This is a genomic window from Vibrio sp. V30_P3S12P165 (assembly GCF_009904905.1).
Lineage (GTDB): Bacteria > Pseudomonadota > Gammaproteobacteria > Enterobacterales > Vibrionaceae > Vibrio > Vibrio fujianensis.
Map to the genome: position 1 here is coordinate 49,245 of NZ_WXWH01000076.1, position 26,986 is coordinate 76,230.

24 protein-coding genes are annotated in these 26,986 nt (G+C 42.5%); 10 read left to right on the top strand and 14 right to left on the bottom strand.

Translation table 11 applies throughout. From position 1 onward, the window contains the following. The first annotated feature begins 197 nt into the window (after positions 1-197). Genes proV through CAG57_RS14420 form a run of 4 tightly spaced genes read left to right on the top strand, consistent with a single transcriptional unit; the run spans position 198 to position 4,036 of the window. A complete protein-coding gene (proV, locus tag CAG57_RS14405) occupies positions 198-1,385 on the top strand; it encodes a glycine betaine/L-proline ABC transporter ATP-binding protein ProV (protein WP_161427945.1) in 1,188 nt (395 codons plus the stop codon). Between the two features lie 2 nt (positions 1,386-1,387). Then, entirely contained in the window at positions 1,388-2,452 is a 1,065-nt protein-coding gene (proW, locus tag CAG57_RS14410) for a glycine betaine/L-proline ABC transporter permease ProW (RefSeq protein WP_161427944.1), read from the top strand. A gap of 32 nt (positions 2,453-2,484) precedes the next feature. Then, complete coding sequence (proX, locus tag CAG57_RS14415) at positions 2,485-3,489, top strand: glycine betaine/L-proline ABC transporter substrate-binding protein ProX (RefSeq protein ID WP_161427943.1); 1,005 nt, start codon at positions 2,485-2,487, stop codon at positions 3,487-3,489. Positions 3,490-3,544: 55 nt separating this feature from the next. Then, positions 3,545-4,036 (top strand): MarR family winged helix-turn-helix transcriptional regulator, encoded by a 492-nt coding sequence (locus CAG57_RS14420; RefSeq protein ID WP_099610106.1) that lies wholly within the window; start codon positions 3,545-3,547, stop codon positions 4,034-4,036. 75 nt (positions 4,037-4,111) lie between these two features. Here the strand turns inward: CAG57_RS14420 and CAG57_RS14425 are convergent, their stop codons facing one another. The 8 genes from CAG57_RS14425 to CAG57_RS14460 form a co-directional block, all read right to left on the bottom strand. Next, on the bottom strand, positions 4,112-5,749 hold the full coding sequence (locus tag CAG57_RS14425) for a methyl-accepting chemotaxis protein (protein WP_161427942.1): 1,638 nt from the start codon (positions 5,747-5,749) through the stop codon (positions 4,112-4,114). Positions 5,750-6,081: 332 nt separating this feature from the next. After that, entirely contained in the window at positions 6,082-7,668 is a 1,587-nt protein-coding gene (locus tag CAG57_RS14430; protein ID WP_161433838.1) for an SEL1-like repeat protein, read from the bottom strand. A 281-nt stretch (positions 7,669-7,949) separates the two neighbouring features. After that, positions 7,950-9,140 (bottom strand): acetate/propionate family kinase, encoded by a 1,191-nt coding sequence (locus tag CAG57_RS14435; RefSeq protein WP_099611077.1) that lies wholly within the window; start codon positions 9,138-9,140, stop codon positions 7,950-7,952. 336 nt (positions 9,141-9,476) lie between these two features. After that, positions 9,477-10,238 carry an iron chelate ABC transporter ATP-binding protein VctC gene (gene vctC / locus CAG57_RS14440; protein ID WP_099611076.1) on the bottom strand — a complete coding sequence of 254 codons (762 nt, stop codon included), beginning with the start codon at positions 10,236-10,238 and terminating at the stop codon, positions 9,477-9,479. A gap of 7 nt (positions 10,239-10,245) precedes the next feature. Then, a complete protein-coding gene (gene vctG / locus CAG57_RS14445) occupies positions 10,246-11,196 on the bottom strand; it encodes an iron chelate uptake ABC transporter permease subunit VctG (protein WP_099611075.1) in 951 nt (316 codons plus the stop codon). Then, positions 11,186-12,124 (bottom strand): iron chelate uptake ABC transporter permease subunit VctD, encoded by a 939-nt coding sequence (gene vctD, locus CAG57_RS14450; RefSeq protein ID WP_099611097.1) that lies wholly within the window; start codon positions 12,122-12,124, stop codon positions 11,186-11,188. Before vctD ends, vctG begins: the two co-directional genes overlap by 11 nt. Positions 12,125-12,347: 223 nt before the next feature. Continuing rightward, positions 12,348-13,262 (bottom strand): siderophore ABC transporter substrate-binding protein, encoded by a 915-nt coding sequence (locus tag CAG57_RS14455; protein WP_161428175.1) that lies wholly within the window; start codon positions 13,260-13,262, stop codon positions 12,348-12,350. 315 nt (positions 13,263-13,577) lie between these two features. Then, positions 13,578-13,856: a hypothetical protein gene (locus CAG57_RS14460; RefSeq protein WP_161428176.1), complete on the bottom strand. Its 279-nt coding sequence runs from the start codon at positions 13,854-13,856 to the stop codon at positions 13,578-13,580. A gap of 317 nt (positions 13,857-14,173) precedes the next feature. Between CAG57_RS14460 and emrD the strand changes: the two genes are divergently transcribed. Beyond that, a complete protein-coding gene (emrD, locus tag CAG57_RS14465; protein ID WP_161428177.1) occupies positions 14,174-15,379 on the top strand; it encodes a multidrug efflux MFS transporter EmrD in 1,206 nt (401 codons plus the stop codon). 175 nt (positions 15,380-15,554) lie between these two features. On the opposite strand, the gene CAG57_RS14470 is transcribed toward emrD, so the two are convergent. After that, complete coding sequence (locus tag CAG57_RS14470) at positions 15,555-16,079, bottom strand: nicotinate-nicotinamide nucleotide adenylyltransferase (protein WP_161428178.1); 525 nt, start codon at positions 16,077-16,079, stop codon at positions 15,555-15,557. 129 nt (positions 16,080-16,208) lie between these two features. Here CAG57_RS14470 and nadE point away from each other — a divergent pair, with 129 nt between their 5' ends. Both nadE and CAG57_RS14480 read left to right on the top strand, forming a co-directional pair. After that, positions 16,209-17,054 (top strand): ammonia-dependent NAD(+) synthetase, encoded by an 846-nt coding sequence (gene nadE, locus CAG57_RS14475; RefSeq protein ID WP_161428179.1) that lies wholly within the window; start codon positions 16,209-16,211, stop codon positions 17,052-17,054. Positions 17,055-17,382: 328 nt separating this feature from the next. Then, a complete protein-coding gene (locus CAG57_RS14480) occupies positions 17,383-18,708 on the top strand; it encodes an anaerobic C4-dicarboxylate transporter (protein WP_161427418.1) in 1,326 nt (441 codons plus the stop codon). Positions 18,709-18,794: 86 nt separating this feature from the next. Here CAG57_RS14480 and CAG57_RS14485 read toward each other — a convergent pair whose 3' ends face one another. The 4 genes from CAG57_RS14485 to ppiC form a co-directional block, all read right to left on the bottom strand. Continuing rightward, entirely contained in the window at positions 18,795-19,703 is a 909-nt protein-coding gene (locus CAG57_RS14485) for an aldo/keto reductase (RefSeq protein WP_099611071.1), read from the bottom strand. Between the two features lie 27 nt (positions 19,704-19,730). Next, positions 19,731-20,276: a hypothetical protein gene (locus CAG57_RS14490; protein WP_161427419.1), complete on the bottom strand. Its 546-nt coding sequence runs from the start codon at positions 20,274-20,276 to the stop codon at positions 19,731-19,733. A 318-nt stretch (positions 20,277-20,594) separates the two neighbouring features. Further along, positions 20,595-21,239: an outer membrane protein OmpW gene (ompW, locus tag CAG57_RS14495; protein ID WP_161427420.1), complete on the bottom strand. Its 645-nt coding sequence runs from the start codon at positions 21,237-21,239 to the stop codon at positions 20,595-20,597. 299 nt (positions 21,240-21,538) lie between these two features. Beyond that, the gene (gene ppiC, locus CAG57_RS14500) at positions 21,539-21,817 is read right to left on the bottom strand and encodes a peptidylprolyl isomerase PpiC (RefSeq protein WP_161428488.1); all 279 of its coding nucleotides are present in this window, start codon (positions 21,815-21,817) and stop codon (positions 21,539-21,541) included. Positions 21,818-21,993: 176 nt separating this feature from the next. Between ppiC and CAG57_RS14505 the strand changes: the two genes are divergently transcribed. Together CAG57_RS14505 and CAG57_RS14510 are read left to right on the top strand one after the other, a co-directional pair. Continuing rightward, on the top strand, positions 21,994-22,920 hold the full coding sequence (locus CAG57_RS14505) for a chemotaxis protein (RefSeq protein ID WP_161428489.1): 927 nt from the start codon (positions 21,994-21,996) through the stop codon (positions 22,918-22,920). A 372-nt stretch (positions 22,921-23,292) separates the two neighbouring features. Beyond that, positions 23,293-24,309 (top strand): GGDEF domain-containing protein, encoded by a 1,017-nt coding sequence (locus tag CAG57_RS14510; protein ID WP_161428491.1) that lies wholly within the window; start codon positions 23,293-23,295, stop codon positions 24,307-24,309. A 251-nt stretch (positions 24,310-24,560) separates the two neighbouring features. Here CAG57_RS14510 and CAG57_RS14515 read toward each other — a convergent pair whose 3' ends face one another. Then, the gene (locus tag CAG57_RS14515; protein WP_161428490.1) at positions 24,561-25,139 is read right to left on the bottom strand and encodes a hypothetical protein; all 579 of its coding nucleotides are present in this window, start codon (positions 25,137-25,139) and stop codon (positions 24,561-24,563) included. A gap of 159 nt (positions 25,140-25,298) precedes the next feature. On the opposite strand from CAG57_RS14515, the gene CAG57_RS14520 reads away from it, so the two are divergent. Continuing rightward, positions 25,299-26,816, top strand: coding sequence for a DUF3612 domain-containing protein (locus tag CAG57_RS14520; RefSeq protein WP_161431089.1), 1,518 nt, complete (start codon positions 25,299-25,301; stop codon positions 26,814-26,816). Positions 26,817-26,986 lie beyond the last annotated feature (170 nt).

Consider the following 26,986-nt stretch of genomic DNA (forward strand, 5'->3'; position numbering starts at 1 on the left):
CCCCACCCAAAACATTCTACCTCAAATTAAAACACTTTTTTTTGTATTTTTTATTTTCTTTAAAAAACAACATGTTAACTAAAATTACACACTAGCAGCACCAATAAAAACTTGAAAAGCCATAAAACAATGTTTAGTGTTCTATGCATATTTTCTATTTTCATTGTGTCATATTGACAAAGATAAAGGATATAAAGATGTCAACTATGCTGGAAGTGAAGAACCTTTATAAGGTGTTTGGAGAGACACCAGATGAAGCGTTCCCTCTCATCGAAAAAGGCCTGAATAAAGATCAAATCTTTGAAAAAACAGGCCTGACCGTTGGGGTTAAAGATGTGTCATTATCGATTAATGAAGGGGAGATTTTTGTGATCATGGGGCTTTCAGGCTCCGGAAAATCGACCCTTGTTCGATTATTAAACCGTTTGATTGAACCGACCCGAGGGAGCGTTTTACTCAAAGGAAACGACATTGCCACAATTTCTGACCAAGCGTTAAGAACCGTTCGTCGTCAAAGTATCTCCATGGTGTTTCAAAACTTTGCCCTCATGCCACACATGACCGTGATAGAGAACACGGCTTTTGGCCTTGAATTAGCAGGTGTTGATGAGAAAGAGCGCCACCAAATCGCCCGTCAAGCGCTTGAGCGAGTCGGGTTAGAAGCTTACTGTGATTCCTACCCTGATGAACTTTCTGGTGGTATGAAACAACGCGTTGGGCTCGCCAGAGCGCTCAGCAATGATCCCGATATTTTATTAATGGATGAGGCTTTCTCCGCCCTTGACCCTTTGATTCGTAGTGAAATGCAAGACGAACTGATTCGTCTACAAAATGATGACAAGCGCACTATTGTTTTTATTTCTCATGATTTAGATGAAGCGATGCGCATCGGGGATCGCATCGCTATTATGCAGGATGGTGTGGTGGTACAAGTCGGCACTCCGGATGAAATACTGCATCAACCAGCAAATGATTATGTCAGTTCCTTTTTCCGCGGCGTCAATATCGCTAGCGTGTTCAGTGCAAAAGATATCGCGCGTAAAAAACCTGCGGCGGTCTTTAAAAAACATGATAACGATGGCCCAGCAACCGCCCTGCAATTGCTACTAGATAATGAGCGAGAATTTGGCATTGTGGTTGATCGCACCAATAAATACACCGGTATTGTTTCACTTGACTCGCTAAAAGCCGCCAAAAAAGAGCAACGCTCTCTTAACAGCGCTTTATTATCAGACACGGTGACCATTCACCCTGATGTTTCCGTCGGCGACTTAATTAGCCAAGTGGCCAGTGTGCCTTATGCTGTTCCTGTTGTGGATGAACAAGGGAAATATTTTGGCGTCATCACAAAATCACGATTACTGCAAACTTTAGATAGAGAATAATTATGACCACGGAAACAAGTCATGCCGCGGCAAACGCCGCAGATCCTTGGGGAGCAGCGACTCAAACGGTCAGCAGCGACCCATGGTCAACCACCTCAAGTGCCACCGCCGCTAATGATTGGCTCAATGCCGCACCAGTCACCACCGAACCGTTTGATTGGTTACACCCATTTAAAGAGGCCCATATCCCTTTTGATCACTGGGTAGAAACCGCCATTAATGGACTGGTTCAGCATGGTCGGCCATTATTTCAAGCCATTCGTGTGCCTATTGATTTCATACTCAGTTCATTCCAAACCACACTGATTTCAACACCAGCTCCACTTATGCTGTTGATTGTATTACTGATTACTTGGCAGCTTGCTGGGCGACGTTTGGGTATCGCCTCTTTCGTCTCATTGCTTGTCATTGGTCTTATTGGTGCTTGGGATGAGGCAATGGTCACTCTAGCCTTAGTCATGACCTCAGTTTTTTTCTGCCTTCTTATTGGCCTTCCCACGGGGATATGGCTCGCTCGTAGTGAAACTTCAGCTAAGATCATTCGGCCCATGCTAGATGCCATGCAGACAACGCCTGCCTTTGTCTACTTAGTTCCGATTGTCATGCTGTTTGGTATTGGGAATGTTCCGGGTGTCGTCGTCACCATTATCTTTGCACTGCCTCCGATTGTTCGTTTAACCATCTTAGGTATTCAACAAGTTCCTGAAGAGCTGATTGAAGCTGGGCACGCTTTTGGGGCTAGCCCAAAACAAATGCTCTACCGAATTCAACTGCCACTGGCTATGCCAACGATAATGGCGGGGGTCAACCAAACCTTGATGCTTTCACTCTCTATGGTCGTGATTGCCTCAATGATAGCGGTCGGCGGTTTAGGACAAATGGTGTTACGCGGCATTGGTCGTCTCGATATGGGTCTCGCGGCTGTCGGTGGCTTAGGCATTGTTATCCTCGCCATTTTACTCGACAGACTTACTCAGACGATCGGCATCAACAGTCGAGATAAGAAAATACGTTGGTACGAAAAAGGCCCGGCCTTACTCGTGTACCGACTTAAGCCAAAAAAATAACTTGATATAAATCAATTACTAGGAGAATAGAAATGAATAACGCATGGAAGACGCTGCTCACGACTGGGCTCACCGTCAGCGCAACCTTATCTGGCTCTGCTTGGGCTAAACTTCCCGGCGAAGGGATTACTGTACAGCCAATACAATCCACCGTTGCAGAAGAAACCTTCCAAACTTTAATTGTCAATAAAGCCATGGAAGCTTTGGGTTATCACGTACTGCCTACCAAAGAAGTTGACTACAACGTAGGCTATACCTCAATTGCAGAAGGTGATGCGACCTACTTGGCGGTGAATTGGCAGCCATTGCATGATGATAAATACCTCGCCTCTGGTGGTGATGACAAATTCTATCGTCAAGGCACATATATCTCCGGAGCCGCTCAAGGTTACTTGATTGATAAAAAAACCGCTGAGAAATATCACATTACCAACATCGGTCAGCTCAAAGATCCCAAAATTGCAAAACTCTTTGATGCCAATGGTAACGGAAAAGCCGACTTAACCGGTTGTAATCCAGGCTGGGGATGTGAAAGTGTGGTTGAATACCAACTCGATACTTTTGGCCTACGTGATACGGTAACCCACAATCAAGGCAACTACGCAGCTATTATTGCTGATACCATCTCTCGCTATAAAAAAGGCGATCCGATTATTTACTACACATGGACACCTTACTGGGTGAGTGGTGTTTTAGTTCCAGGAAAAGATGTGGTGTGGCTAGAAGTGCCATTTTCAGCGCTACCAGGGAATCAAAAGGGAATTGATACGACGCTACCAAATGGTAAAAACTACGGTTTCCCAATTAACTCGATGAATATTATCGCCAATAAACAATTTGCTATGGAAAACCCAGCAGCAGCGAAATTGTTTGAAATCATGAAATTAAGCATCAACGATATCAGTGCACAAAATATGCTGATGAGTCAGGGTAAAAATTCAGCACGAGATATTGAATCTCATGCCAATGGTTGGATCAAAGCTAACCAAGCATTGTTTAACTCATGGATAGCAGCTGCCACACAAGCAGCGCAATAACTCGGTGATCGTTAATAGAGGCTGCTTGAGCAGCCTCTTCCTTATGGAGGAAAAATTGGATATTCACGAAGAAGTACTCGTATCAGTGCGACAAATTATTCGCGCGATTGATCTACATTCAAAACAGTTGAATAAAACGTTTGGCCTAACGAGCCCACAACTGTTATTGATGCGAGCCATTAATAACTCGCCTAATATGACCATTCGCCAACTGTCAATAGCAACCAATATGAGCCAAGCAACAGCGACCAGTATTTTAGACCGCTTAGAGAAACGGCAGCTTGTCCTGCGTACACGAGATACTGATGATAAAAGAAAGGTACATGCGATGCTCACGACCACTGGACAAACCTTGCTACAAACTGCACCACAGCTTATGCAACAAGACTTTATTCAACGATTTCAATCATTAGCTGGTTGGGAACAAACTCTACTGCTCTCTTCACTACAACGCCTCTCTAAAATGATGAATACCTCTGATTTAACTGATGATCCATCGCAACGGACATTAAATAAACCCGCTTTGCCGCCGCCTAATCACCGTTAGCATCATGGTTTTTTTAAGTAACCCCAGCCAACAAACTTTCTTGATCGTTTCAATGATCAAGAGAGCAAGCTTCATTTATGCGGTGACAAAGTGATGAACCTTATCTCGCAGCTCACCAGAGGCTTGGCTCAACATTTCGCTCACTTCTCGAGCCTGCTTTGCCTGCTGCTCTAAATCCTGTGTATCGCCACTTAAGCTATGGATACTTTGCTTCGTTTGCTGAGCAACCAAAGCCTGCTGCTCACTGGCCGTGGTGATCGAACGATTCACTTGTGCTACATCTTCAAATGCTTGCCGAATATGATTTAAAACTTGTTCCGATTGATTAGAAAAATCGACACTTTCTAGTGCTTGTTGATTCGCAGACTGCATGGCGTTCACCGCATTATCCGCGCCTTGTTGTAAACGCGACAAAACATCACTAATCGAGCGAGTCGCTTTTTCTGTGTTACCCGACAAATTACGCACTTCATCAGCGACAACCGCAAATCCTCGTCCGGCCTCGCCAGCACGTGCGGCTTCTATCGCAGCATTAAGCGCTAATAAGTTGGTTTGCTCAGCAATATTTTGTATCACACCCAACACTTGGGTAATTTCTGTCGACTCTTGATGTAAGTGCCGAATAATTTGAGCAGAATGATCTATTGCACTGGCTAAGTTTTTTATCCGCATACTGGCTTGTTGAACGGTATTTGCACCTTGTAAACTAAGCTCATCAGCTTGTGTTACCACCGTTTGTGCATATTGAGTATGTTGACTTACCGCACTAATCGCTTGGCCCATTTCTTCCATAGCTTGGGTCACGGACTCGGTTTGTAAAGATTGGTTATTCGATTTTTCTTCTACGGTTTCGCTAACCAACAACATACGCTTGGCATTTTTTCTTAGTTCAACACTCTTATTCTCTATCTCAATAATCAAGTGACAAAAGTGATTTACCATTCTATTTAATGCTTGTGCCGTTTGAGCGATTTCATCTCGACCTTGTACAACGACTTGCGTGGTCAGATCAGAAGAGTTGGCTAATCGTTGTATGCCTGCACGTAACTGATGCAGTGGCCGTTGAATAGAATGCTGAATTAACCAACCGAGTAACATTAATAAGCTAATCCAAATCGCTCCACCAAACAGATAAAATTGGACCATGGTATGAGTAAGGCTAGCCGCCTCGGTCTGTACTTCCCCAGCCATACCAATCTGCTGTGCGACCAGTTGATTTAACGTCTCACCCAGTGGAACAAGAGTATGATTAATCTCGTTATTAAAAGTCGATTCATTCAGGATTCGCACAGTAATTGCATCACTCCCTGCGCGAGATATCCATTGCTGATAGAGTTGAATGGCGCTCTCTAATTGTTGATCAGCCAATTGGTTGAGCGGATCAACAGCCTCTCCCCTTTGTTGTTGATAAGCTCTCCAGTGTTCTCCAACTTGAGCTAATAAGCTTTCAATCTTATCTATCGTTTCATTTTGGCCAGCCCACCCGGTTCGATAACGCCTTAAATCATCAAGGCCAGTTTGTCTGAGCAATGAATGAGTCGCAAGGATTTCACTTAGAGGCAGTAGGTGTTGCTGGTAAAGACGATCAAATAAACGATCTTTTTGTTGTGTCACTTGAAAAGAGAGGAAAAGTGCCACCAGTAAACTGATGATAGGGAGCGCGCTTAAGCAAAATAAGCGCGTACTGATTTTGACTTGGTTGAATCTGAACATGCCGATAATCGCTCTGAAAAACAGAAAAGTCGGCGATATATACCAAACAATATGAAATGGCCGTATCAAGTAACTCACCGCCGAACCGTACCCAAAGACGGAACCGGAACCCAATCACTCAGCCAACGTCATACAGAAGAAGTATTTCAGATCGCTCGCTATAAGCCACGCAAGCAATCCATACCGCCTTAGTGTGATGGTATGGATTATTCCTAAAGACTATGACAAGAGCGTTACAATGTATTCAACATCCTCAAACAGTAGGGTTTGCGAACACCGATTGGCATACAAACAATAATGCAAAGATAATCTTCTTCATATTTAAATCCATTTTAGTAAAGATGAGTATTGTTTATGTAACCGATAGTGTGGTTTTTAGGGACATATACCTCTGTCCATTGACTTCCAGAGGACAACACATAAACACGCTGACCTTGTGGCAATGTCAGCAGCTCTTCACTGTCAAAATTGCCTTCTTTATAAACTGAAGCTTTTTTGATCTGGACAGTTTTAGTTTTAAGCTTATTCAGTATTTCATTAAGATAAGATTGTGCTTTTTTATGATTTTGTTGTGCGGACTTTGCGTACCAGAACGCAGCTAGCTGATTACTTTGTCTTACACCTTTTCCAATTTCATACCTTAATCCCAGATTATATTGGCCAACATCATCACCTTGTCTAGCGGCTTTTTCATACCACTTAACCGCTTGATAATCGTCTTTTTCTACTCCATTGCCCTCTGCATACATAACACCTAGGTTGTTCTGAGCTGCAACTGAACCTTGTTCGGCTGCTTTCTGATACCATTGAAATGCCCTTCTCGAGTTTGCCGTACCCCCTTCGCCCTCACTTAGCATCCAACCTAGCCTAAATTGAGCGTCAACAACCCCTGCATTTGCTGCTTTTTCAAACCAATTGTACGCTTGAGTGTAGCTCTTCTCTTTACCATAACCATAATAGTAATGATTACCTATAAAGTAGTCAGACCAAGAATGATTTTGTTTGCTTGCTTTTAAAAAATATTCATAAGATTTTTTGTAGTCTTGCTCTATACCATCACCATAGTAATACATTCTTGCCAGATGATAGGACGCATATTTCGTATGTGGTACAGCCTCGTTTAGAAGAGAGAATGCTTTAGCTGTATCCTTTTCTGTCCCTATACCATAGAGGTAGTACCTGCCGAGTTCTGCTTGTCCAAGCCAAAGCGTTTCCGCAGCCTTTTTCATCCAGTAAACAGCTTTCTTTTTGTCTATGTGTACTCCCTTTCCATCTTCATAGATCCAAGCTAAGTTTCTTGCTGACGGACCATAACCCTGCTCAGCAGACTTAGTGTACCAGTAGATAGATTTTTCATAATTTTGAGAAACTCCATATCCATAATCAAAAGCCAACCCTATGTAAAAGGAACAACTTTTATAGCTATCAACGCATCGCTCATACCACTTTAAGGATTGGTCATAATCTTTGCTTGACCAATAATATTCCCCAAGTTTTTTGATCGCCCCAGCATCATTATTTTCTGCTTTTAGCCACAATGGGAACAATTCTTTATTCTGTTCTAAAACTTTAGATGCTCGGTCTTGTTTATTTTCCGATGCTTTAGTTAAATATTCTTGTGCTTCTTTAAATTTTTCTTGTTCAAGTAAATACATAGCAAAGTCATATTGAGCGTCTGCTAAGTCGGCATGTGCTGCTTTTTCAAGCCAATCAATATCCTCTTGTGATGGGCGATTTGTTGACGTATAGAGTCGATACATTGAACGACTATCACCGTCTAAAGCCAGTTTCTGCCAAGACTCTCTCGCTTGCGCATATTCACCATCTTGATAAGCTTTTTCTGCTGATTCATATGTTGCTGCACAACCTGACAGCATCAACGTCACCAAAGCACTAGCTAACCACTTACGTTTTAACATTATCTTTTACCTTAACGTCTTGTAAAAATTTGTAATTATCAGTAACAATGCTACAAAACTCACTTTTCTCTTTCAAGCAATTAAAAATGAACTGTTGTGAACTATCCCTATTTTTAACACTAACCTCGCTAACTTGGGGTAACAAAAATAAACTGAGCAAGTCAATATCGTGAGCAATAGCTGTACGGCCATGCGCATGCTTAGCGATGGACAATTCAACATAAAAAATCAAAAAAAAGCGAGCACTAAGCTCGCCTTTAACTACCTGTGTTTAATTTAAATTACAATAACTCAACCGATTGTTTGGCGATCACGAATTCTTCGTTGGTTGGGATCACCAATGCCAATTTTGAATCTGAGCAAGTGATGCTACCCGACTGACCAAAACGCGCCTCTGCATTACCTTTCGGATCTTCTTTATAGCCAAAAACAGAGAGGTAACTTAAAATCTCACTGCGAATCGGTAGTGAATTTTCACCAATACCTCCAGTAAAGACAATCGCATCAACGGCTTCACCAATTGCGACCATATAAGAGCCAATGTATTTGGCAACGCGATACGTAAAAATATCAAAGGCAAGTTTGGCTCGAGGGTTGCCATTGTCCATCGCTTCTAATACACCGCGAGCATCACTGGTGACTCCAGATACCCCTAAGAACCCTGATTTTTTATTCAGCATTTCAAAGAGTTCTTCTTGTTTCCAACCTTTACGGAATAAAAACTCAATCACACTCGGATCGAGATCGCCACAACGCGTCCCCATCATCAAACCGGCAAGCGGTGTTAAGCCCATGCTGGTATCCACACATTCGCCATGTTTTACTGCAGTGACAGAGGCTCCATTACCTAAATGTACGGTAATAAAGTTACTTTGTTCAATGGGCTTATTGATCATTTTTGCGGCTTCACGACTCACATAATAGTGACTAGTCCCGTGAGCACCATAACGACGCACTTTATGTTTTTCATACAACTCGTAAGGCAGTGCAAACGTAAACGCTTTCGCCGGCATCGTTTGGTGGAACGCAGTGTCAAAAACCGCAAATTGAGGTAACTCAGGGAAGGCTTCCATCGCAGCTCGCATTCCAACGGCGTTCGCTTTGTTATGCAATGGAGCAAGTTCGGCTAAACGTTCCACTTCGTTTATGACCTCATCAGTGACTCTTACGGTTCCTTTAAACGTTTCTCCTCCAGCGACAATACGATGCCCAACGGCAACAAATTGAGCACTTAGCCCCAAGGTTTCTAAGAGCTTCACAACTCGGTTTACGGCATATTGATGATGATCCTCTGCCGTGTTAATCACTTCCTCTGTTTTTTCTCCTTGATATTTCCAGCTGATTGAGGCTTCGGGCAGGCCAAAACACTCACCAAGACCAGTAACCAATGCTTCGCCAGTGACTGAGTCAATCACGGCAAATTTAAGCGAAGAGCTTCCTGAGTTGATAACCAACACATACGAGTTCGACATGGGGCAGTATCCTGTTTCCGACTAAGAGTTCGAAGCTTGTGCTTCTCCATTTCATGTTGACCATTATTCAATAATTTTTGAATCTTTCAACTTTTGTTTTGTTCTTTGTGACTGGAAAGGTTTATTTGTTGATCTTTAGCAAGGAATGATTTCTTTTAAGTAGAGAAATATATGACCATATTCCTTACAAGGATTAAATGATGGCTTAAGATAACATAACAAAAAATGGCCGCCATGCCCAATAGCCGCATTGCTCAATAATGACGCTCACAGCACTCGCCATAACCCGTCGAGATGAACTCACTAGAGACGGAATCAATGGCTAACAAAACACACCTAAGCGGTGTGATATAAGCACATCCGTTTTCCTTCTAGCTCAAGGACTCGAAAGGGAGTTTCATAAATTTCACCGAGTACGCCTTCTTGGATCACCTCATTGACTGAGCCTTGCGCAACCACTTGCCCTTTTTTTAAAGCAATGATGGCGTCTGAATAACAAGATGCAAAATTAATATCATGAATTACGACCACAACCGCCTTATTTAACTCGTGAGCGAGTCGCTGGATAGTCGTCATAATCTGTAATGAATGCTTGATGTCTAAATTATTGAGCGGCTCATCTAAGAAAATGTAGTCCGTATCTTGTGCCATCACCATAGCAATAAAAGCAAGTTGGCGCTGTCCCCCACTTAACTCATCTAAATAATGATGTTCTAAACTTTTTATATCCAGATAATGAATCGCTTGATCAATCATCGCCTGATCTTCAGCGGTTAGCTTACCTTGTGAGTGCGGGAAACGGCCAAACGCCACTAACTCTCGTACCGTAAAGCGCATCGTTAAATTATTGGCTTGACGCAGTACCGATAGACGCTTGGCCAGTGCTTTGGTATCCCAATCAACCAGCTCGCGACTATCAATCCAAACCTTGCCTTGATCTCGTGAAATTAATCGGCTCGCCATCGACAATAAGGTACTTTTACCAGCACCATTAGGCCCAATAATCGAGGTCACCTTGCCTTTAGCAAATTCGGCACTGGCTTCGTACACGACCGCTTGTGAGCCAAAATATTTAGTCAATTTATCTAATTGAATCATAACGGGCCTATACCACTTTATTGCGCAAAAGAAGAGAGAGGAAATAAATACCACCAATAAAATTGATGATAACGCTCAAGGTTGTACCAAATGAAAATAGGTTTTCCACCACCCATTGACCCGCTAATAAAGCGGCAACGGACATCGCAGAACAAGCCAATAATAGCGTTCGATGCTGGTAGGTGTGCAACCATTCTCGAGTTAAGTTAGTGACCAATAACCCAAAAAACATCACAGGCCCAACAAGCGCAGTTGAAATAGAGACTAACACCGCACTCAATAGCATTACTGAACGTGTTGTCCGTTTTACATCAACCCCAAGGCTAATGGCATTGTCTGCATCTAACCAAAATACATCTAAAATCCGGTGTAAACGGAACAAGGCATAGCTAACCACCAATAGTAGCGGTGAAACCGCATAGACTAAATGCACATTAACATTATTAAAGCTAGCGAACATTTTGGCTTGCACAGCAGCAAAATCATTCGGGTCCATCAACATAATAAAAAAGGAAGAGAAATTAGAGAAAAGTTGACCGAGAATGACACCCAGTAGTAATAACACAATGATGTTGCTACGTTGACGACGAAAGTAAAAGGTGAACAGTAGACTAGAGAATAGCAGCATCACTATAACGGATACTGAGAAGTTCCAATAAGTGTTCAGCATGATATGGCTTAAACTACCCAATAACGCAACCACTAACACTTGCACAAGTAAATAAAGCGAATCAAACCCCATAATACTTGGGGTAAGTATGCGATTGTGAGTAATGGTTTGAAACGCCAACGAAGATTGCGCAATAGCGATACCTGCCACAATCATGGCCAATACTTTAGGGATACGGCGAGATAAAAAGTATTGATAATTATCAGCCGTTAGTCCAAGACCAATAAAAAGCCCAGCAAACACAAGCGCTACGCATAGCATGGCCAGCGTTTTACGATTATCTTGCATGTTTTGGCCCTCTTAAAATCAGCAAGATAAACGCAATGCCGCCAAGAATACTGATGATCATGGAAATAGGAATTTCATAAGGAAAGATAATCACTCGGCTGATGATGTCACATAACAGCACGAGTGAAGCACCAAAGAGTGCCGTTCGTGGAATGTTTTTGCGCAAGTTATCGCCATAAAAATAACTGACCAAATTGGGCACAATTAGGCCGAGAAAGGGTAATTGTCCGACAATCATGACCACAGAAGCCGCCATAATTGATACTAAACAGACGCCTAATGTCAAAACTTGTTGGTAATTTAAGCCCAAATTGACCGCAAAATCTTTCCCCATGCCGACAGCAGAAATGCGTGCCGCATAAAGGTAGCTCAGTAAAGCAACCGGAATGGCAATGTACAGTAGCTCAAAATCACCACTTAATAAATTTGCGAAATTCGCAACGGCCCAACCAGAGAGGTTTTGCAAAGCATCATAACGATAAGCAATAAAGGTAGCGGCTGACTGCACAACATTGCCAAAGATAATTCCCACGAGGGGAACAAAGACAACATTCTTAAACTGAATACGTTGAATAAACTGAACAAAAATCAAAGTGCCTATCATCGCAGTGGCAAAAATAAGCAGTAAACTTTCACCATGACCAAAAAGGACAAGGCTAAGCACATACCCCAACATCGCGCATTCAATCGTGCCAGAAGTAGACGGAGCCGCAAATCGGTTTTGACTAATTTGCTGCATGATAAGCCCGGCGATACTTAACCCACCGCCCGCAAGTAGCACAGCAAGCACGCGAGGTAACCGGCTGGTCCATAATAGCTGCCAAGCTATGCTATCCCCCTGAATTAAAGCCATCAGAGAAAGCTGTCCGACCCCAACAAATAATGAAATCAGACTTAAAATAAACAAAACGAGTAATAACTTTTTCAAAGTTAACCCCAAACAACACAAATCGATACAGTGATCGCGACACTAACGATAAAAGTCAGACCACGAAAATAGAGACCAAATCTAAGCAAACGTTGACTTTATAGGTTCAACCAATCAGGCCTAATTCTACGATGACAATCAAAAGTACAAACATTGAACAATAGCGGCCGAGATGACTTAGCATCAACCAAGTCATCCACCAACTTACAAGGCAACACAGGCGTTATTCTTGATGCAGTTTCACTTGCATATCATTCAACATTTGCTCCGTCGCTGTAACACCAGCAATCGCTAGGTACCAAGCATTGAGATCGAGAAACACCATCCGGTTATGTTGATAAGCCTCTGTGGCTTTGATCAAATCATTTTCAAACTCTTCACGAGTGTGACTTTGCCCTTTATTCACCAACCTGTCTCGATCGATAATAAACAGCGTTTGCGGGTTATTTTGTCGAATATATTCGTATGAAATTAAATTACCGTGATTAGCCGTTTGCTTCACCGTGGCCGCTTCAGCGAAGCCAAAATCTTTATAGACCGCTGCAAAACGCGAGTTTGCCCCAAAAGTGGTTATATTTCCTCCCGAACTCATCACCGTCATCGCTTGTGCTTGATGCTTTTGGTTATAGTCATGAACTTGAGTAAAGCGTTTGTCTAACTCGGCAATTTTTGCTTCGACTTTATCTTCAATGGCAAACAGTTTGCCGAGGTTACGCCATTGAGCTTGCGTACTCTCCCAATACGGTTTTTTGTCATCAATCGCAAACACGACCGTTGGGGCAATTTTACTTAACTCATCATAGGCAGTACGTGCCGCTCGTGGCCCGGTAATAATAACATCAGGCTTTTGCATATAAATACGCTCAAAATCGGGTTCAAATAATGAACCCGCTGGAGCATATTGCGCCTCTTTATACTGAGCTAAATAGTCGGGTAACTCTGCCACTTTGGAAACCGCCACTGGATTAATACCAAAGTAGTGAACGGCATCTAACGGGCCAATACCTATCACCACCACGCGCTGAGGATTTTGCTCTAACGTTGTTTGTCCCATTTGATGCTCGATTGTGACATTGGCAGCCTGTACAGAAAGTGAGGCAAATAATCCCAATGCGGCCAAACTCATTACTGATTTCATACGATTCCTTATTGCTAGCTAAATATTGCGATGTATTTTGATAAGCATTCTCATTATTGGGTGAGAACTATAACCAGTAATGTTTTACGCCGCAATAGTATTGCAATGATTTGATAAACTTATCCCTCAGCGAGTTGTATACCCAACCAACTGACGTTGCAGGTAAGCGGCCAGTGAGTGACTAATTTGTCTGGAAGAATTTGAACAGCCGTAGGCTGGACTTTGGTGAGAGTCACGGATGGCTCTCACCATCCCCATAAACATAGGCAAACGATGTGATTGGAGTGAACGAATGCAGCCAACACAGCTGCAGCTTCAAGCAGGAATGGTGTGAACAAAAATTAACCACAAATTGAGCAAACAAGGTCCGAGCACACAAAACATAAAAGAAATTTTCGTCCATGGCTGTGCTTTCCAGTGACTGAGAACTGGCGCAGCAATAAATAAACAAATCAGGACGAAAACCATGTGGAACCCTGCTTGTAAAGACAGTCCCACCAGTAATAAAGCGAGCAGTAATAATCGAGCAATAGGGATGGCAAGTTTGCTGCCCAATCCAAATAACAAGATTAGTGTAAAAACGAGGGTTATCATACGCCTCCTTTATGATATTGATTATCATTTAGATATAGAATACCACTGACTCGCGTAAAGGCAATCCGTTCACGCTAAAACCTTACTTTTTCTATTTCTTAGTCCTTATTACGCATTACAAGCGTATACTGGATCTAAGTATTGATTAGTTTTTCTAATTCAAACTATAGATTTTTATCGTGCGATACTCGATAGATTAAGATTGCTTAAGTTAATTTATCTAACTAATATCTCGCGCTGAGAATATAGCCACACTCTGATTTGTCATTAGTAAAACTTTCCCTTTTTATTTTTAATGTTGTTAGGTGGAGAAAAAGATGTCTGCAACATTTCCATTAGCTAAACTAACTTTCCTGATCGCCATATTGACTGCAGTCGGTCAAATGACGCAAACCATGTACGTTCCTTCCGTTGGCTACATGGCTAATGAGTTTCTGGTCACGCCTGCGGCTTTACAAGCAGTGATGGCTTGCTACTTAATTCCTTATGGTTTTTCACAGTTTATCTATGGAACCTTATCTGATCGTCTTGGCCGTAAACCGATCATTATTGCTGGGTTAGCTATTTATATTGTGGGAAGTTTAGTGGCGCTATTTGCTCACCAGTACTCCCTATTTTTAGCGGGCAGCTTTATTCAGGGATTAGGAATTGGCTGTGGTGGAGCCATGAGTCGCACCTTAACCCGAGACTGTTTCAGTGGTGCAAAATTGCATCAAGCAAATAGTTTGATCAGTATGTGTTTGATCTTTTCGCCATTAATTGCACCGGTGCTCGGCGGTTATTTAACCGAAACGTTTGGTTGGCGATCCAGCTATCTGTTTTTATCTTTATTTGCTATCGCCGTCATTATCGTCATGATGACAACGATGATTGAAACACTACCGAAAGAAGCGCGGAAAAAAGAATCGGTACTGAAAAGCTACCAATTTGTTCTTTCAGATCACCGATTTCAAGGATATTTACTGTGCTTAGTCGCCACCTTTGCTGGTGTCGCTGTTTTTGAAGGGGCGGCAGGGGTTCTTTTAGGCGGAGTGCTCGCATTACCAGCCACCACAGTAAGTTTACTATTTGTTACTCCTATTCCCGGTTATCTTACTGGCGCATGGCTATCAAATACCATTGCCCAACGTAGTGGTGAAAAACAAGCGTTACATGTCGGATTAATGGCGATTATTTGTGGCTCAATGATCGTACTCATTCCGGGTCTATTTGATAAAACCACAGCGCTCACCTTAGTCGGAGGTGCAACCTTGTATTTTTTAGGCGCGGGTATATTGTTCCCGGCTGCAACAACCGGAGCGTTGGAGCCATTGCCTTATCATGCCGGAACAGGAGGCGCTATTCTTGGCGGTATGCAAAACTTGGGGGCTGGTATTGCAACGTTAGTCGCTTCACTTTTCCCGGCTACGAATCAATTACCACTCGGCACGATTATGCTGGTGATGTCTATTTTTGCTCTGCTCGGATTACGGCGAGTCTATAAACATCAAGATCCTTCACAGCATATGCCTTTAGCCGTATAACACTGAGGCAACAAGCGCTATTTTTCAGGCCCGTCACCAAATAACCGACATCCAGCCACACTTAACCATCCAGTCATCGCCGATCACACCGGCGATGACAACATTTTCCAACTAAATGCATCACGTGATCTGCTTCAGGTGCTTCAAACTCGGTTGTATTACCCAATGCAGGCTCTTATGATGCGATCCGATAACAGTTAAGCTGTGTGATCAACGCTGCAACCCTCGGTGTGGTTAACTGGCTGATATCTTTCTTTTCTTGCACGGCATACCGAATATCAGTGCTTCTTACCTTGATTTTTTCTGGGCAGGCCATCACCGACCAGCGTTGAAGAATATCCTGGGCACGATAAAATTGACCAAATTGAAATAGGTTATCGGGGCCAATGACAAAAGTCAGTTCCGCCTCGGGCCATTGCGCTTGTAAAAAAGAAAGCACAGCATAAGTCGTTACGCTTTGACCTGGCTGTAAAAGCTCTTTTTCAACCGTGGCTAATTGAGCTTGAGGTAAACTTAAATCGGCAATAAATGCTTCGATTAACCGACAACGGACTTCATAATCCACCATCTCTTTCCCCCATGCATGCGCAATACTGGGGACAAGTACAATGCGATCAAAATGAGTTAACGACTCGATCACACTTTGATGCCCAATCGTTGGCGGATTAAAAGCGCTACCAAATACGGCTATTTTTTCCATCGATTTCTCTCTTTATTTTCGAGATCGTATTCACGGTTTTCTAATTTATCGTTTTCGGTATGATATAACTAATTTACATCAAGATGCGAGGATCCAAACATGGTTTCGCTTACTGGGAAAGGAAAAATTATGGAACAAATGATTCGAAAAGAGATGCGGGTACAACCAAACATTGATCCTCAGTTTGAAATTGAACGTCGAGTCGCATTCATTCAGCGTAAGCTAGTAGACTCTGGCTGCCATGCCCTTGTACTGGGGATCAGTGGCGGGGTTGACTCAACCACCTGTGGTCGTTTAGCTCAATTGGCGATCGAAGCATTAAATCAACAACACAATACGGATCGATACCAATTTATTGCGGTGCGTTTGCCTTATGGTGAACAAAAAGATGAGCAGGAGGCGCAACTCGCCCTCTCTTTCATTCAACCGACTCATTGTGTTTCCGTCAATATTAAATCCGGAGTCGATGGCTTACATTCGGCTTCGCATCAAGCGCTCTCGGGGACGGGATTATTGCCCACCGATAAGGCAAAAATTGATTTTGTAAAAGGCAATGTCAAAGCTCGAGCGAGAATGGTTGCTCAATATGAAATTGCAGGGTATGTGGGAGGCTTGGTATTAGGAACTGATCACTCAGCCGAAAATATCACAGGGTTTTATACAAAATATGGGGATGGCGCTTGCGATTTAGCACCACTCTTTGGCCTCAATAAGCGTCAAGTTCGTCTGGTGGCAGCTCAACTCGGAGCCCCCGAAATATTAGTGAATAAAATACCCACCGCCGATTTAGAAGAACTGACGCCACAAAAGGCGGATGAAGAAGCGCTCAATCTGACCTATGAACAAATTGATGATTTTCTCGAAGGTAAACCCGTTCCTTCTTCAATCACAGAACGTCTGATTCATATTTATCAGACGACACAACATAAGCGTCAACCTATCCCAACCATTTATGATGATATCGAAACCGAATAAATATTCGGTTATCCCTTTCCTACTTGAAGCTGCTGGGGTGTTGGCTACGTTCGTTCACCCCAATCACATCGCCTATTTATGCTCATGGGGATTAGGAGAGCCAGACTAATTCGTTTGGCTTTTTTTTACATTCCACCACGAGTAACACAACATTTTTCCTACAGCCATCCTCCTAAATTTTTTACCTTTACTTAAAATAAAGTGACCCAAATCACACCAACAACTTTCCATTTTTAGAATGTAAGTTTATGTGACAAATGCTTCATATTTTTTATCTATAGCACGGGAAAATAGTCGCCATTTATCTTAAATAACAAGGTCTATATCTATGCTCTATTTGGAATTTTTATTCCTCTTGCTGATCCTTTATACCGGCTCACGTTACGGCGGTATCGGGTTAGGGGTTGTCTCAGGCATTGGCTTGGTCATCGAGGTATTCATCTTCAAAATGCCACCAACGTCACCCCCGATTACCGTCATGCTGATCATTTTGGCAGTGGTAACTTGTGCTTCTATTCTGGAAGCTGCCGGTGGTCTGAAATACATGCTGCAAGTCGCAGAAAAGTTGTTACGCCGTAACCCAAAGCGCGTCACTATTATTGCTCCTTTAGTGACCTATTCAATGACTTTTTTGCTCGGTACCGGCCATGCCGTTTATTCCATCATGCCGATTATCGGTGATGTCGCGCTAAAAAATGGTATTCGACCTGAACGCCCAATGGCGGCAGCTTCTGTGGCATCACAAATTGCCATTACCGCCTCTCCTATCTCTGCCGCTGTGGTGTATTACTTAGCTGAATTATCGAATATTAATCACAGCATAACCTTGCTCTCAATTTTAATGGTATCCGTTCCCGCTACATTATTTGGTACCGTATTGATGTCACTCTACAGTATGCGTAGAGGCAAGGAACTGGATCAAGATAAAGATTATCAATCAAGACTACAAGATCCTGTTTTTAAAGAAAAAATATTAAGCACAACCGCCACATCTTTAGATGAAAAACTGCCAACCGCTGCGAGAAATTCGGTATTACTGTTTATTTTATCAATTTTGGTTATTGTTTTTGTCGCCATGTTCCCTGAAGTCCGTATGGTTGGCGGTGATAAACCGGTGAATATGGCCACCGTCATTCAGATGATGATGCTCTGCTTTGGTGGGATTATTTTACTGGTCGCCAAGGTAAATCCTAAAGTGGTTCCAGAAGGCGTTGTTTTTAAATCAGGTATGGTGGCTGCGATTGCCATTTTTGGTATTGCTTGGATGTCGGATACTTATTTCCAATATGCCATGCCACAGTTTCGTTCCGGCATTATTGACATGGTCAACGCTTACCCTTGGACTTTTGCTCTGGCTCTATTTATCGTTTCTGTCGTGGTAAATTCACAAGCCGTTGTAGCAAAAATGATGTTACCCGTTGGTTTAGCACTCGGTTTAGAGCCTGCTTTATTAATTGGCCTTATGCCAGCACTATATGGTTACTTCTTTATTCCGAACTACCCATCGGATATTGCAACAGTCAACTTTGATATGACCGGCACGACCAAAATTGGCAAGTGGTACTTTAACCACTCTTTTATGGCTCCGGGTTTAGTTGGTGTGATCAGCGCATGCTGCTTAGGCTACGTACTGGGGCAAATTGTGATTGGTTAATTACCTTTCGCCATCGAATGAGAAAGCCGCGGCACGATATGATGCCGCGGCTTTTTTACATGAAAAAATTTACATAACAACACAATTTAAGGCACGTTATGTCCTTTCGCGGCCACCCAAACTCGATACCATTGCTCACGAGTTAACGTAAGTTCTAGTGCTGCAACAGCCGATTTTACGCGTTCTATATTTCCAGATCCAATTATCGGTAGCGGCCTAGAAGGTAACTGACGCACCCAAGCGTATACCACTTGAGCAATAGTCTGTGCGCCTGTCTCTTCTTTTAGTTGTTCAAGTACAGCTCGCACACGTTGACTCGACTCTTCTTGTCCATTCAAGATCGCGCCACCGGCTAAACAAGACCAAGCCATGGGGCGAACACGCAACATTTGTAGTTGATCTAATGTGCCGTCATGAGCGACCTGAAAATTCAATGGATTGATTTCCACCTGATTAGTGATTAAAGGCTTACTAAGACGAGATTGCAATAATTCAAACTGAGCAGGCGTAAAATTTGACACGCCAAAGTGTTTCACTTTACCAACTTTGTGCAATTCGGCGAACGATTCTGCCACTTCATCAGCATCCATCAGCAGATCTGGACGATGCAATAACAGCACATCTAATTCATTGACACCTAAACGTTGCAAAGAATTATTTACAGACTGATAAATATGTGTCGAACTGGTGTCATAATGATTAATCTGACGATTCGGGAATTGATCGCTGCATAATTTAATATCGCATTTGGTCACAATTTGCAGTTGTTCTCGTAGTGAAGGCTCCAGCGCAAGCGCTTCACCAAATAAACGTTCACACTGGTAATTGCCATAAATATCCGCGTGATCGACCGTGGTAATACCAAGCTCAATATGTTGCTTGAGGAACGTTAAACGCGCTTGGGGGGTCATATTCCACTCCCCTAAACGCCAATAACCTTGCACCAATTCAGAGAACTCAGGCCCTTTCGATGCCATCGTTACTTTTTCAACCATGGGTAACACTCCTTTACGTTCAGTATGTTATGAACGGTTATTAATATAAATCCATTGCAATTCGATGATGATTCCATCCGTTTTTAACTGCACTTGCCTTTGCTGAGCAAGCCAACGTTGTGTTTTGGGAAACTCGTTCACATTACGGTTTAAGAATACAATCAACGCTCGATCAAGCTCTTGCCAAGACTCATCCTCTCGCCGCTCGATCACATCAAACTCATTATCGCCCAGCTTCACCCAACCCAATGAAAAACCATCTCGCCTTAAGCCAAGCTGAAGTTGACTCCAAATTGAAGAGGAATAATCGCTGTACATCGTCATCACTACCGGTTGATCGGCATCTTGCCCAATACTGGCCCAAACAGAAACTGAATAATAATAAAACGGATCGCTACACCAGCGCTTGTCAGTGGCTCGCTCACCACACGCAAACCAGTATGGGCTCTGTTCAATCGTTTCAAAACTAGGAAATGGTACATTTCTTTGTAAAAAGGGCGCGATAAATGTAGGGTGAGCGGCTTGAGCACTAGCAGCCCACAGCCACGCGACTATCCACAACCAGTGCAACATATTGGACGGCCCTGTAAAGTTGGTAAGTTAGAATAAAGAGGCATATTACTATTGTTATGTGGTGTAAGCGCGTTTCTATTCATAGGATACATATTGGCACAGCAGAGATGATAACATTCAAACCATGAACAAAATGAAGGGATGGTAAAAATCTATAGTGCCTTGGCATTACATTCGGAACAAGTCTTTTTCGCCTCGGCATATCACAAAATACCGACAGAGACTTGCTAAACAGAAGAGATAAAAAGAGGTGCTAGAGTGCACCTCTTAGATTAAATTGAATTTTATTACACACTAAGCGGAGTTGAGATTTCGCAGTTAAAACTTATACCCACCCGCTATCATCAACACCCAAGGATTAATTTTTACATCCGTTGACTGAGCAGCACCACCAAATTTATACTTAGCGGTTGTTTCAATATTAGCGTACCACGCTGACGCATTGAAAAACCAATTATCGTCAAGCATATAATCAATACCAATATTGGCCGCCAATCCCCATGAGTCATCCAATTTCAGATCACTTAACCCAGCAGTTTTACCGGTGTTATTAAATTTCTCATCAAAAAAAGTGGTGTAGTTAATGCCTGCTCCGACATAAGGACGAAACGCAGAATTCGCCTCACCAAAATAGTACTGAACCATTACGGTTGGGGGTAAATGTTTCGTTTTACCAATATCGCCTAATCCAAGTAGATCAGTAGAAATATCATGGGAAAATGGGGTCGCTGCCAACAGCTCAACACTGAAATTATCCGTCAACATATACCCTAAGGTGAGTCCCAATTGAGTATTGGTATTAACTTTCAACTCGTCAGAGCTTCCTAGAATTTTATCACTGCTATCATTAGGCACAACAGCAGCTAGGCCTGCCCGGACTAAAATATCCCCTTGCTGGTGGGCTAATACATGAGTTGAGACAAGCGCGGCTAATACAGCCAATCCACAGACTGTTTTTTTCATTATGATTTTCCTTTTGTTGGGGCTAATAATTATTATGCCCGCAACATAACACAGAAAAACCATACAAATTTGATGGAAATCAATTTGTAAAATTTATTGTAAAAAAGTATGAGAATATGCAACCTTCGTCACTTTTTATTGCCAATAACACACAATTATCTAATGCAACTTTAACGTGTATCACACCATGGTATCTGGCTTTGTGTTGACACGAATCAATTAAAACTGCAGTAATAAAGCAATTACTGAGACTCAGTTGACATATTAATCAAAATCCAGCCACTTACGGTCTGTTGACCTTAGGTACGATACAGCACCTTAACAATATGCCAACCAAATTTGGTTTTAACTAACTGAGGTGTCAAAAGTTCAGCCTGAAAACACACCTTATCAAACGCAGGTACCATTTGTCCCTGACGAAACTCTCCCAAATCACCGCCTCGTTTGCCTGATGGACATAAGGAGTGTTTTCTTGCCAAAGTTTGAAATTTTGCTCCTTTTTTTAGCTGCTGAAGTAATGCTTCGGCCTGTTCTTTATGCTTGACTAAAATATGCAATGCCGCTGCTGTTTTTGCCATGGTTTTCTCTCACAATAAAAGTGGCTCAGTCTAACTAAAGGTTAAAGAGAATGCACCTCCTCACTGCCCATCGATTTTTTCTGGTTTGCTGACGCTAAAAATGGCTTGATCACGTTACGACTTGACCTTTTTCAGTTACTATAGACACATAGAAAGCATTTATTTTGAGTAATATTATGGCTAAAACCATCAGTAAAGCGAATCAGTCACAAGGGATGTTGATGTTCACCTTGAACTCACAGCGGCAACTGTTTGCGATAGGAACATTAAAAGTACGAGAAATTGTTCCTTTTTTACCGATGACTCAAATCCCTTATTCTCATCATCATGTGGTTGGTACTGTCACGATTCGAGACCTCACTGTGCCAGTAATCGATATGGCTGCGGCCATTGGTTTTCGGCGGATAACTGAACAAGAATATAAAAACTGTTATTTAATTGTTACCGACTGTCTGCGAACTGTGGTGGCTTTTATGGTTCGTAGTATTGAAAAAATTATTGAATGTGATTGGCGCACCATCGAGAGTGCTCCTAGCTCTGCAGGTCAAAATGTTTTTGTGACGGGAATTACTCGCTATCAAGATCGTATCGTACAATTGTTAGACGTTGAACTATTGCTCTCAAAAATCTATCCGCAGTATGAGTCAGCGAAAGTTCCAATGCTGACAGATATAGAACGTGAACGCCTAAAACCCCTTCATATTTTGTTAGTGGATGACTCTTCTATCGCTCGTAAACAACTCGCTGATGCTTTAGACAGTATTAATATTCCATACCAAATTTGTAAAAATGGACTTGATGCCATTGAACTGATGCGTCGAGCCGCGGATGAACATAAAGCGATTGATATTCTAGTCAGTGATATTGAAATGCCCGGTTTAGATGGCTATGAACTTGCTTTTGAAGTGCAAAATGATAGCAAACTCAGCCATGCATATTGTATTTTACATACCTCATTATCGAGTGAAATATGCGTCGATAGAGCGCGTCAAGTGGGGGCACATGAAGCATTGGAAAAATTTAATGCGACAGAACTGATTGAAGCGATGTTACGAGGAGCAAAAACTATCGACACTCAACGTAATGGCACCTTAGCTCGTTAGGTTCCCAGTTCAGAGGGCGTGTGCCCGCCCTTCTTTTTAGCCTGCTATACCCAAACAACTTGGAGTTGCAGGTAGGCGACAAGTAAGTGACAAATTAGTCTGGAACAAATTTGAGCAGCCGTAGGCGCTGACCTTTGGTGAGGGCCACGGATGGCTCTCATCATCCTCATGAGCATAGACAGGCTATGTGATTGGGGTGAAAGAACGTAGCCAACACCCCTGCAGCTTCAAGTAGGAAGGGGATAACTCGCTTTATCTAGCCATCAATGCCTTATCGAGCTTCATTGTGTAGCCGATTATTTTGCAGCAATATAAAATAAAATCCGCTATGCTAAATATACTAGTTCATAGGGTAGTATTATGAATAAGACAATGACTGACGACACGTTTAAAAAAGCAACCGAGAACCTAAAAAAAGCGGTGCCTTTAATGATGAAGCATCATGTTGCTGCCAGCCCAACTAACTATGCACTTTGGTACACCTATGTTGATAATACGATGCCACAACTCAACCAAGAGCTTGATGACGTATTAAGCAACTTGGGGATTTGCCCGCCAGCTTCTGGGGATTACCTCTACCAGCAATTTATTGCTTCTAAAGTCGAAACCACGGTTAGTGAACTACGCTCCAATATCGAACTATTAGCCACTGAAGTCGCCAGTTCAATGTCAGACACAATGACAGATACTCATGCTTTTGAAACGATCATTGATAAAAGCTTTAATCATTTAGAACGCGTGGAAAAAGAAGATCTTTCCATCGATGAAGTCATGAGCTTAATTAGGCAGTTAGTCAGTGAATCACAAGATATTCGCCATTCAACTCGCTTTCTAGGCGCTCAATTGAAAAATGCTTGCGAAGAAATTTCTCGCTTGCGTCATCAATTATCCGATGTGCAAAAAGACGCTTTATTTGATTCACTATCCGGGCTTTATAATCGTCGTTCATTTAACGCTGATTTGCTCAGTTTTGTGCATGCTCAACAAGCCATGAGTCTTATTTTATTGGATATCGATCATTTTAAATCGTATAACGATGACTTTGGCCATCTATTCGGTGACTCGGTTCTGCGTACACTGGCAAAACGTATTCAAGCCAGTTGTAGAGAAGGCATTACAGCCTATCGATTTGGTGGTGAAGAATTTGCCTTGATTCTACCACATAAACCATTGCGTAGTGCTCGCCAATTTGCCGATTCTCTCCGCCGCTCAATTGAAAGGTTATACGTTCGCGATCGTCGAACAGGGCAGCAAGTTGGCAATATTACCGCCTCTTTTGGTGTGGTGGAGTATCAACCAATGGAAACAGTAGACAATCTGATTGATCGGGCAGACAAACTGCTCTATGAAGCAAAAAAATTAGGTCGTAACCGAGTTATGCCCTTATAAAACAGAACCTTGAGCATTAAACCATCAAGCTCAAGGTTTTATACTCAAACAACTTGGAATTGCAGGTAGGCGGCAAGTAAGTAACAAATTTGTCTGGAACAAATTTGAGCAGCCGTAGGCTGGCTTTTGGTGAGGGCCACGGATGGCTCTCATCATCCCCATGAACATAAACAGGCGATGTAATTGGGGTGAACCAACGTAGCCAACACCTCTGCAGATTCAAGTAGGAAGGGGATATCGTTTTTATTTGGTCATAAATTAAAACAATAACTAAGACAGTAATCCCCTCCACTCTTAGCTCTAAATTCTTTATCTTCCCTGCTGGCCTGAGGCTTACCCCGCTCATCTCCCTTAATTAAGCTAATCCAATGGCGCAAAACAGCGTTTGGCATATGATCGTTCACCTCTTGGCTAAGGACAGTACAGGTTTCTAACTGAATGTCATCGATGTCGATCAGTTCAATATAACCGGTTCCTCGTTGACAACCGAGTAAGACTTCAACATGGCTCCCATGCCCATCTCGAAAAAGAATTGAACAAGGTTGTTCTTTCCCCCCCGTGTAAGCAATAAACTGTTTAGGATACTTCAGCCCACTATGCTGACCATTTTTAAAATATGCCAGTACATGATGATAATCGATCACATAACTTGTCACTTCTTGGTGAGAACCATTTTCTAACGGGAATAAACGATCAAGCAATTGCTTGGCTCTAAGTTGTTTTTCTCGTTGTAAATTAGCGCTGATTGTCTCGACGGCGAAGACAGCTTCAGCGATAAAGGGTTTATTGTGTTGTTGCATGTTAGTCTTATCGAATGTCAGCATATTCATCGTCTTTCCCTCATGGATAACTTTCAATTATGTCCTAGCGCAATCTTTTTCAAACTTGTGGTTAAATTTCACTCAAGTTTGTGACTTGCTTACTTGGTAGATTACCGTATTTTTAACTACAATTTCACAACAAAAATTTTACAATGTGAATTTTACAAAATGGCCATCTCCAAAAGCTTAGTTAGACAGTCCCATTTTTTGGGTACAAAAGTGCGAAATTTAAGAAAACGTAACCATTTAACGATGGAAGATCTCTCTGCGCGCTGTATTCGTATTAATCCAGAGTATGCGCCATCGGTCTCTTATCTTTCGATGATTGAACGAGGGAAACGGGTACCTAGCATAGAAATGCTGGAAGTGATTGCAGAGGTTTTTCAAAAAGATCCACGTTGGTTTTTAGACGATGAACCCGGGCAAGCGGATATTACACCAGATAAAGGGAAACGAGGAGGCATCAGTGGTATGGCTCTTGAGCCGAGTTTTCTTTTTTCCCATGATATTTTACAAATAGCTATCCCGGAAATGCTCTCACAAGCAGGCATCACAGGACGACAATTTGCTCATCTTTTGATTCGAGCCCATCAAGAAAGCTTGCAAAATCATTTTCCTGATTTAGAACGAGCCGCTGAGGAAGTTGGATTAAAACGCCTTAACTTAGCAGTAGAAGACTTAATCGATATGGCGAAAAATTTAGGCTTAACCGTACGCTGGGTGACTCGCACACCACATGATGTGGTCGATGAATTAGGGATTAGCGCCAAACAGTTGGTCACCTCTTTCTTCGAACCGCCAGGCCATATCTACTTAAATGAAATCCTACGCAGCTATCCGACTCGGCTCAAATATGATTTAGCCGTCTACATTGGCCATAATATACTCCACAGTAAGGACGGGTTAAAAAGCGTTCTTTCGGTTGGACATACACACAGTTGGGAAGAGTTGGCTGAAACCCCACAGGGTTCTGAACTGAATTCACAAGATATTTTACAAGCCTGGCGTGATTTTGAATCAAGCTTTTTTGCCGGAGCATTACTCTGTCCTAAAGTTCCATTTCGCCAGTTACTGGATAGAAATGGCTATGAGATAGCGGTACATCAAAAGGCCGGTGTTTCTCCCTCTGTGGCGATGAGAAGAATGACCGTCGTCTCTCCCTACCCACATTGGCATTATTTTGATGCTTATGGTGAAGGGAAGCTAAAAGCGGTTTATCGTGGAAATGGTATTCCTCTTCCTTGGGGAAATATGCGTAAAGTGAATGATCCATGTCAACATTGGGCAGTATTTCGTCGCTTAGCGGAGCCTCAGCCTGGCAGTTCGGCACAAATTTCCATTTTAAATGTGGGTGATGAACCACGGATCTACTGCTGTGAATCGATGAATATGACCGATCCTGCAGGAAACAACCGAGTCCTTTGTGCCGGTATCGATCTTAACCCAGCCATTAATGCACAGGGGGGAGATGCCCGAAGCATTGCTGAAGAGCTAAAAGCCTCCTGCGTCACACAAGGAGGAACCACATCCATTCCTCGCCATATTAAAAAGGACTTATTGACGATTGCTAAGATTCTCAACATTAACTGGGTTGAGCGTGGTATAGAGAACCAAGCACGCTTAATCTGCTCTCGAGGTGCCGTTTGTCCTCGTATCCCAAGCTGTTATCAAAAATGTGGGGAATAACAAATAAAAAAATAGCCAATCGCAAGAAGCGCGATTGGCTGTATATAGATGTGAACAAAAGGGTTCACTAACAACGTCAGTTGGCTAGGTGACCCTCGGCTTAAAAGGGTCAATTTATATAAAGCACATTGTGTGCCAACTTTTAACCCTATAAAAAGTGCGATTTTGGG

Coding starts and splice junctions, on each gene's coding strand:
- proV (WP_161427945.1), top strand. CDS start 198: ATGTCAACTATGCTGGAAGTGAAGAACCTTTATAAGGTGTTTGGAGAG.
- proW (WP_161427944.1), top strand. CDS start 1,388: ATGACCACGGAAACAAGTCATGCCGCGGCAAACGCCGCAGATCCTTGG.
- proX (WP_161427943.1), top strand. CDS start 2,485: ATGAATAACGCATGGAAGACGCTGCTCACGACTGGGCTCACCGTCAGC.
- CAG57_RS14425 (WP_161427942.1), bottom strand. CDS start 5,749: ATGTTCAGATTCAACCAAGTCAAAATCAGTACGCGCTTATTTTGCTTA.
- CAG57_RS14430 (WP_161433838.1), bottom strand. CDS start 7,668: ATGTTAAAACGTAAGTGGTTAGCTAGTGCTTTGGTGACGTTGATGCTG.
- CAG57_RS14435 (WP_099611077.1), bottom strand. CDS start 9,140: ATGTCGAACTCGTATGTGTTGGTTATCAACTCAGGAAGCTCTTCGCTT.
- vctC (WP_099611076.1), bottom strand. CDS start 10,238: ATGATTCAATTAGATAAATTGACTAAATATTTTGGCTCACAAGCGGTC.
- vctG (WP_099611075.1), bottom strand. CDS start 11,196: ATGCAAGATAATCGTAAAACGCTGGCCATGCTATGCGTAGCGCTTGTG.
- CAG57_RS14455 (WP_161428175.1), bottom strand. CDS start 13,262: ATGAAATCAGTAATGAGTTTGGCCGCATTGGGATTATTTGCCTCACTT.
- CAG57_RS14460 (WP_161428176.1), bottom strand. CDS start 13,856: ATGATAACCCTCGTTTTTACACTAATCTTGTTATTTGGATTGGGCAGC.
- emrD (WP_161428177.1), top strand. CDS start 14,174: ATGTCTGCAACATTTCCATTAGCTAAACTAACTTTCCTGATCGCCATA.
- CAG57_RS14470 (WP_161428178.1), bottom strand. CDS start 16,079: ATGGAAAAAATAGCCGTATTTGGTAGCGCTTTTAATCCGCCAACGATT.
- nadE (WP_161428179.1), top strand. CDS start 16,209: ATGGAACAAATGATTCGAAAAGAGATGCGGGTACAACCAAACATTGAT.
- CAG57_RS14480 (WP_161427418.1), top strand. CDS start 17,383: ATGCTCTATTTGGAATTTTTATTCCTCTTGCTGATCCTTTATACCGGC.
- CAG57_RS14485 (WP_099611071.1), bottom strand. CDS start 19,703: ATGGTTGAAAAAGTAACGATGGCATCGAAAGGGCCTGAGTTCTCTGAA.
- CAG57_RS14490 (WP_161427419.1), bottom strand. CDS start 20,276: ATGTTGCACTGGTTGTGGATAGTCGCGTGGCTGTGGGCTGCTAGTGCT.
- ompW (WP_161427420.1), bottom strand. CDS start 21,239: ATGAAAAAAACAGTCTGTGGATTGGCTGTATTAGCCGCGCTTGTCTCA.
- ppiC (WP_161428488.1), bottom strand. CDS start 21,817: ATGGCAAAAACAGCAGCGGCATTGCATATTTTAGTCAAGCATAAAGAA.
- CAG57_RS14505 (WP_161428489.1), top strand. CDS start 21,994: ATGGCTAAAACCATCAGTAAAGCGAATCAGTCACAAGGGATGTTGATG.
- CAG57_RS14510 (WP_161428491.1), top strand. CDS start 23,293: ATGACTGACGACACGTTTAAAAAAGCAACCGAGAACCTAAAAAAAGCG.
- CAG57_RS14515 (WP_161428490.1), bottom strand. CDS start 25,139: ATGAATATGCTGACATTCGATAAGACTAACATGCAACAACACAATAAA.
- CAG57_RS14520 (WP_161431089.1), top strand. CDS start 25,299: ATGGCCATCTCCAAAAGCTTAGTTAGACAGTCCCATTTTTTGGGTACA.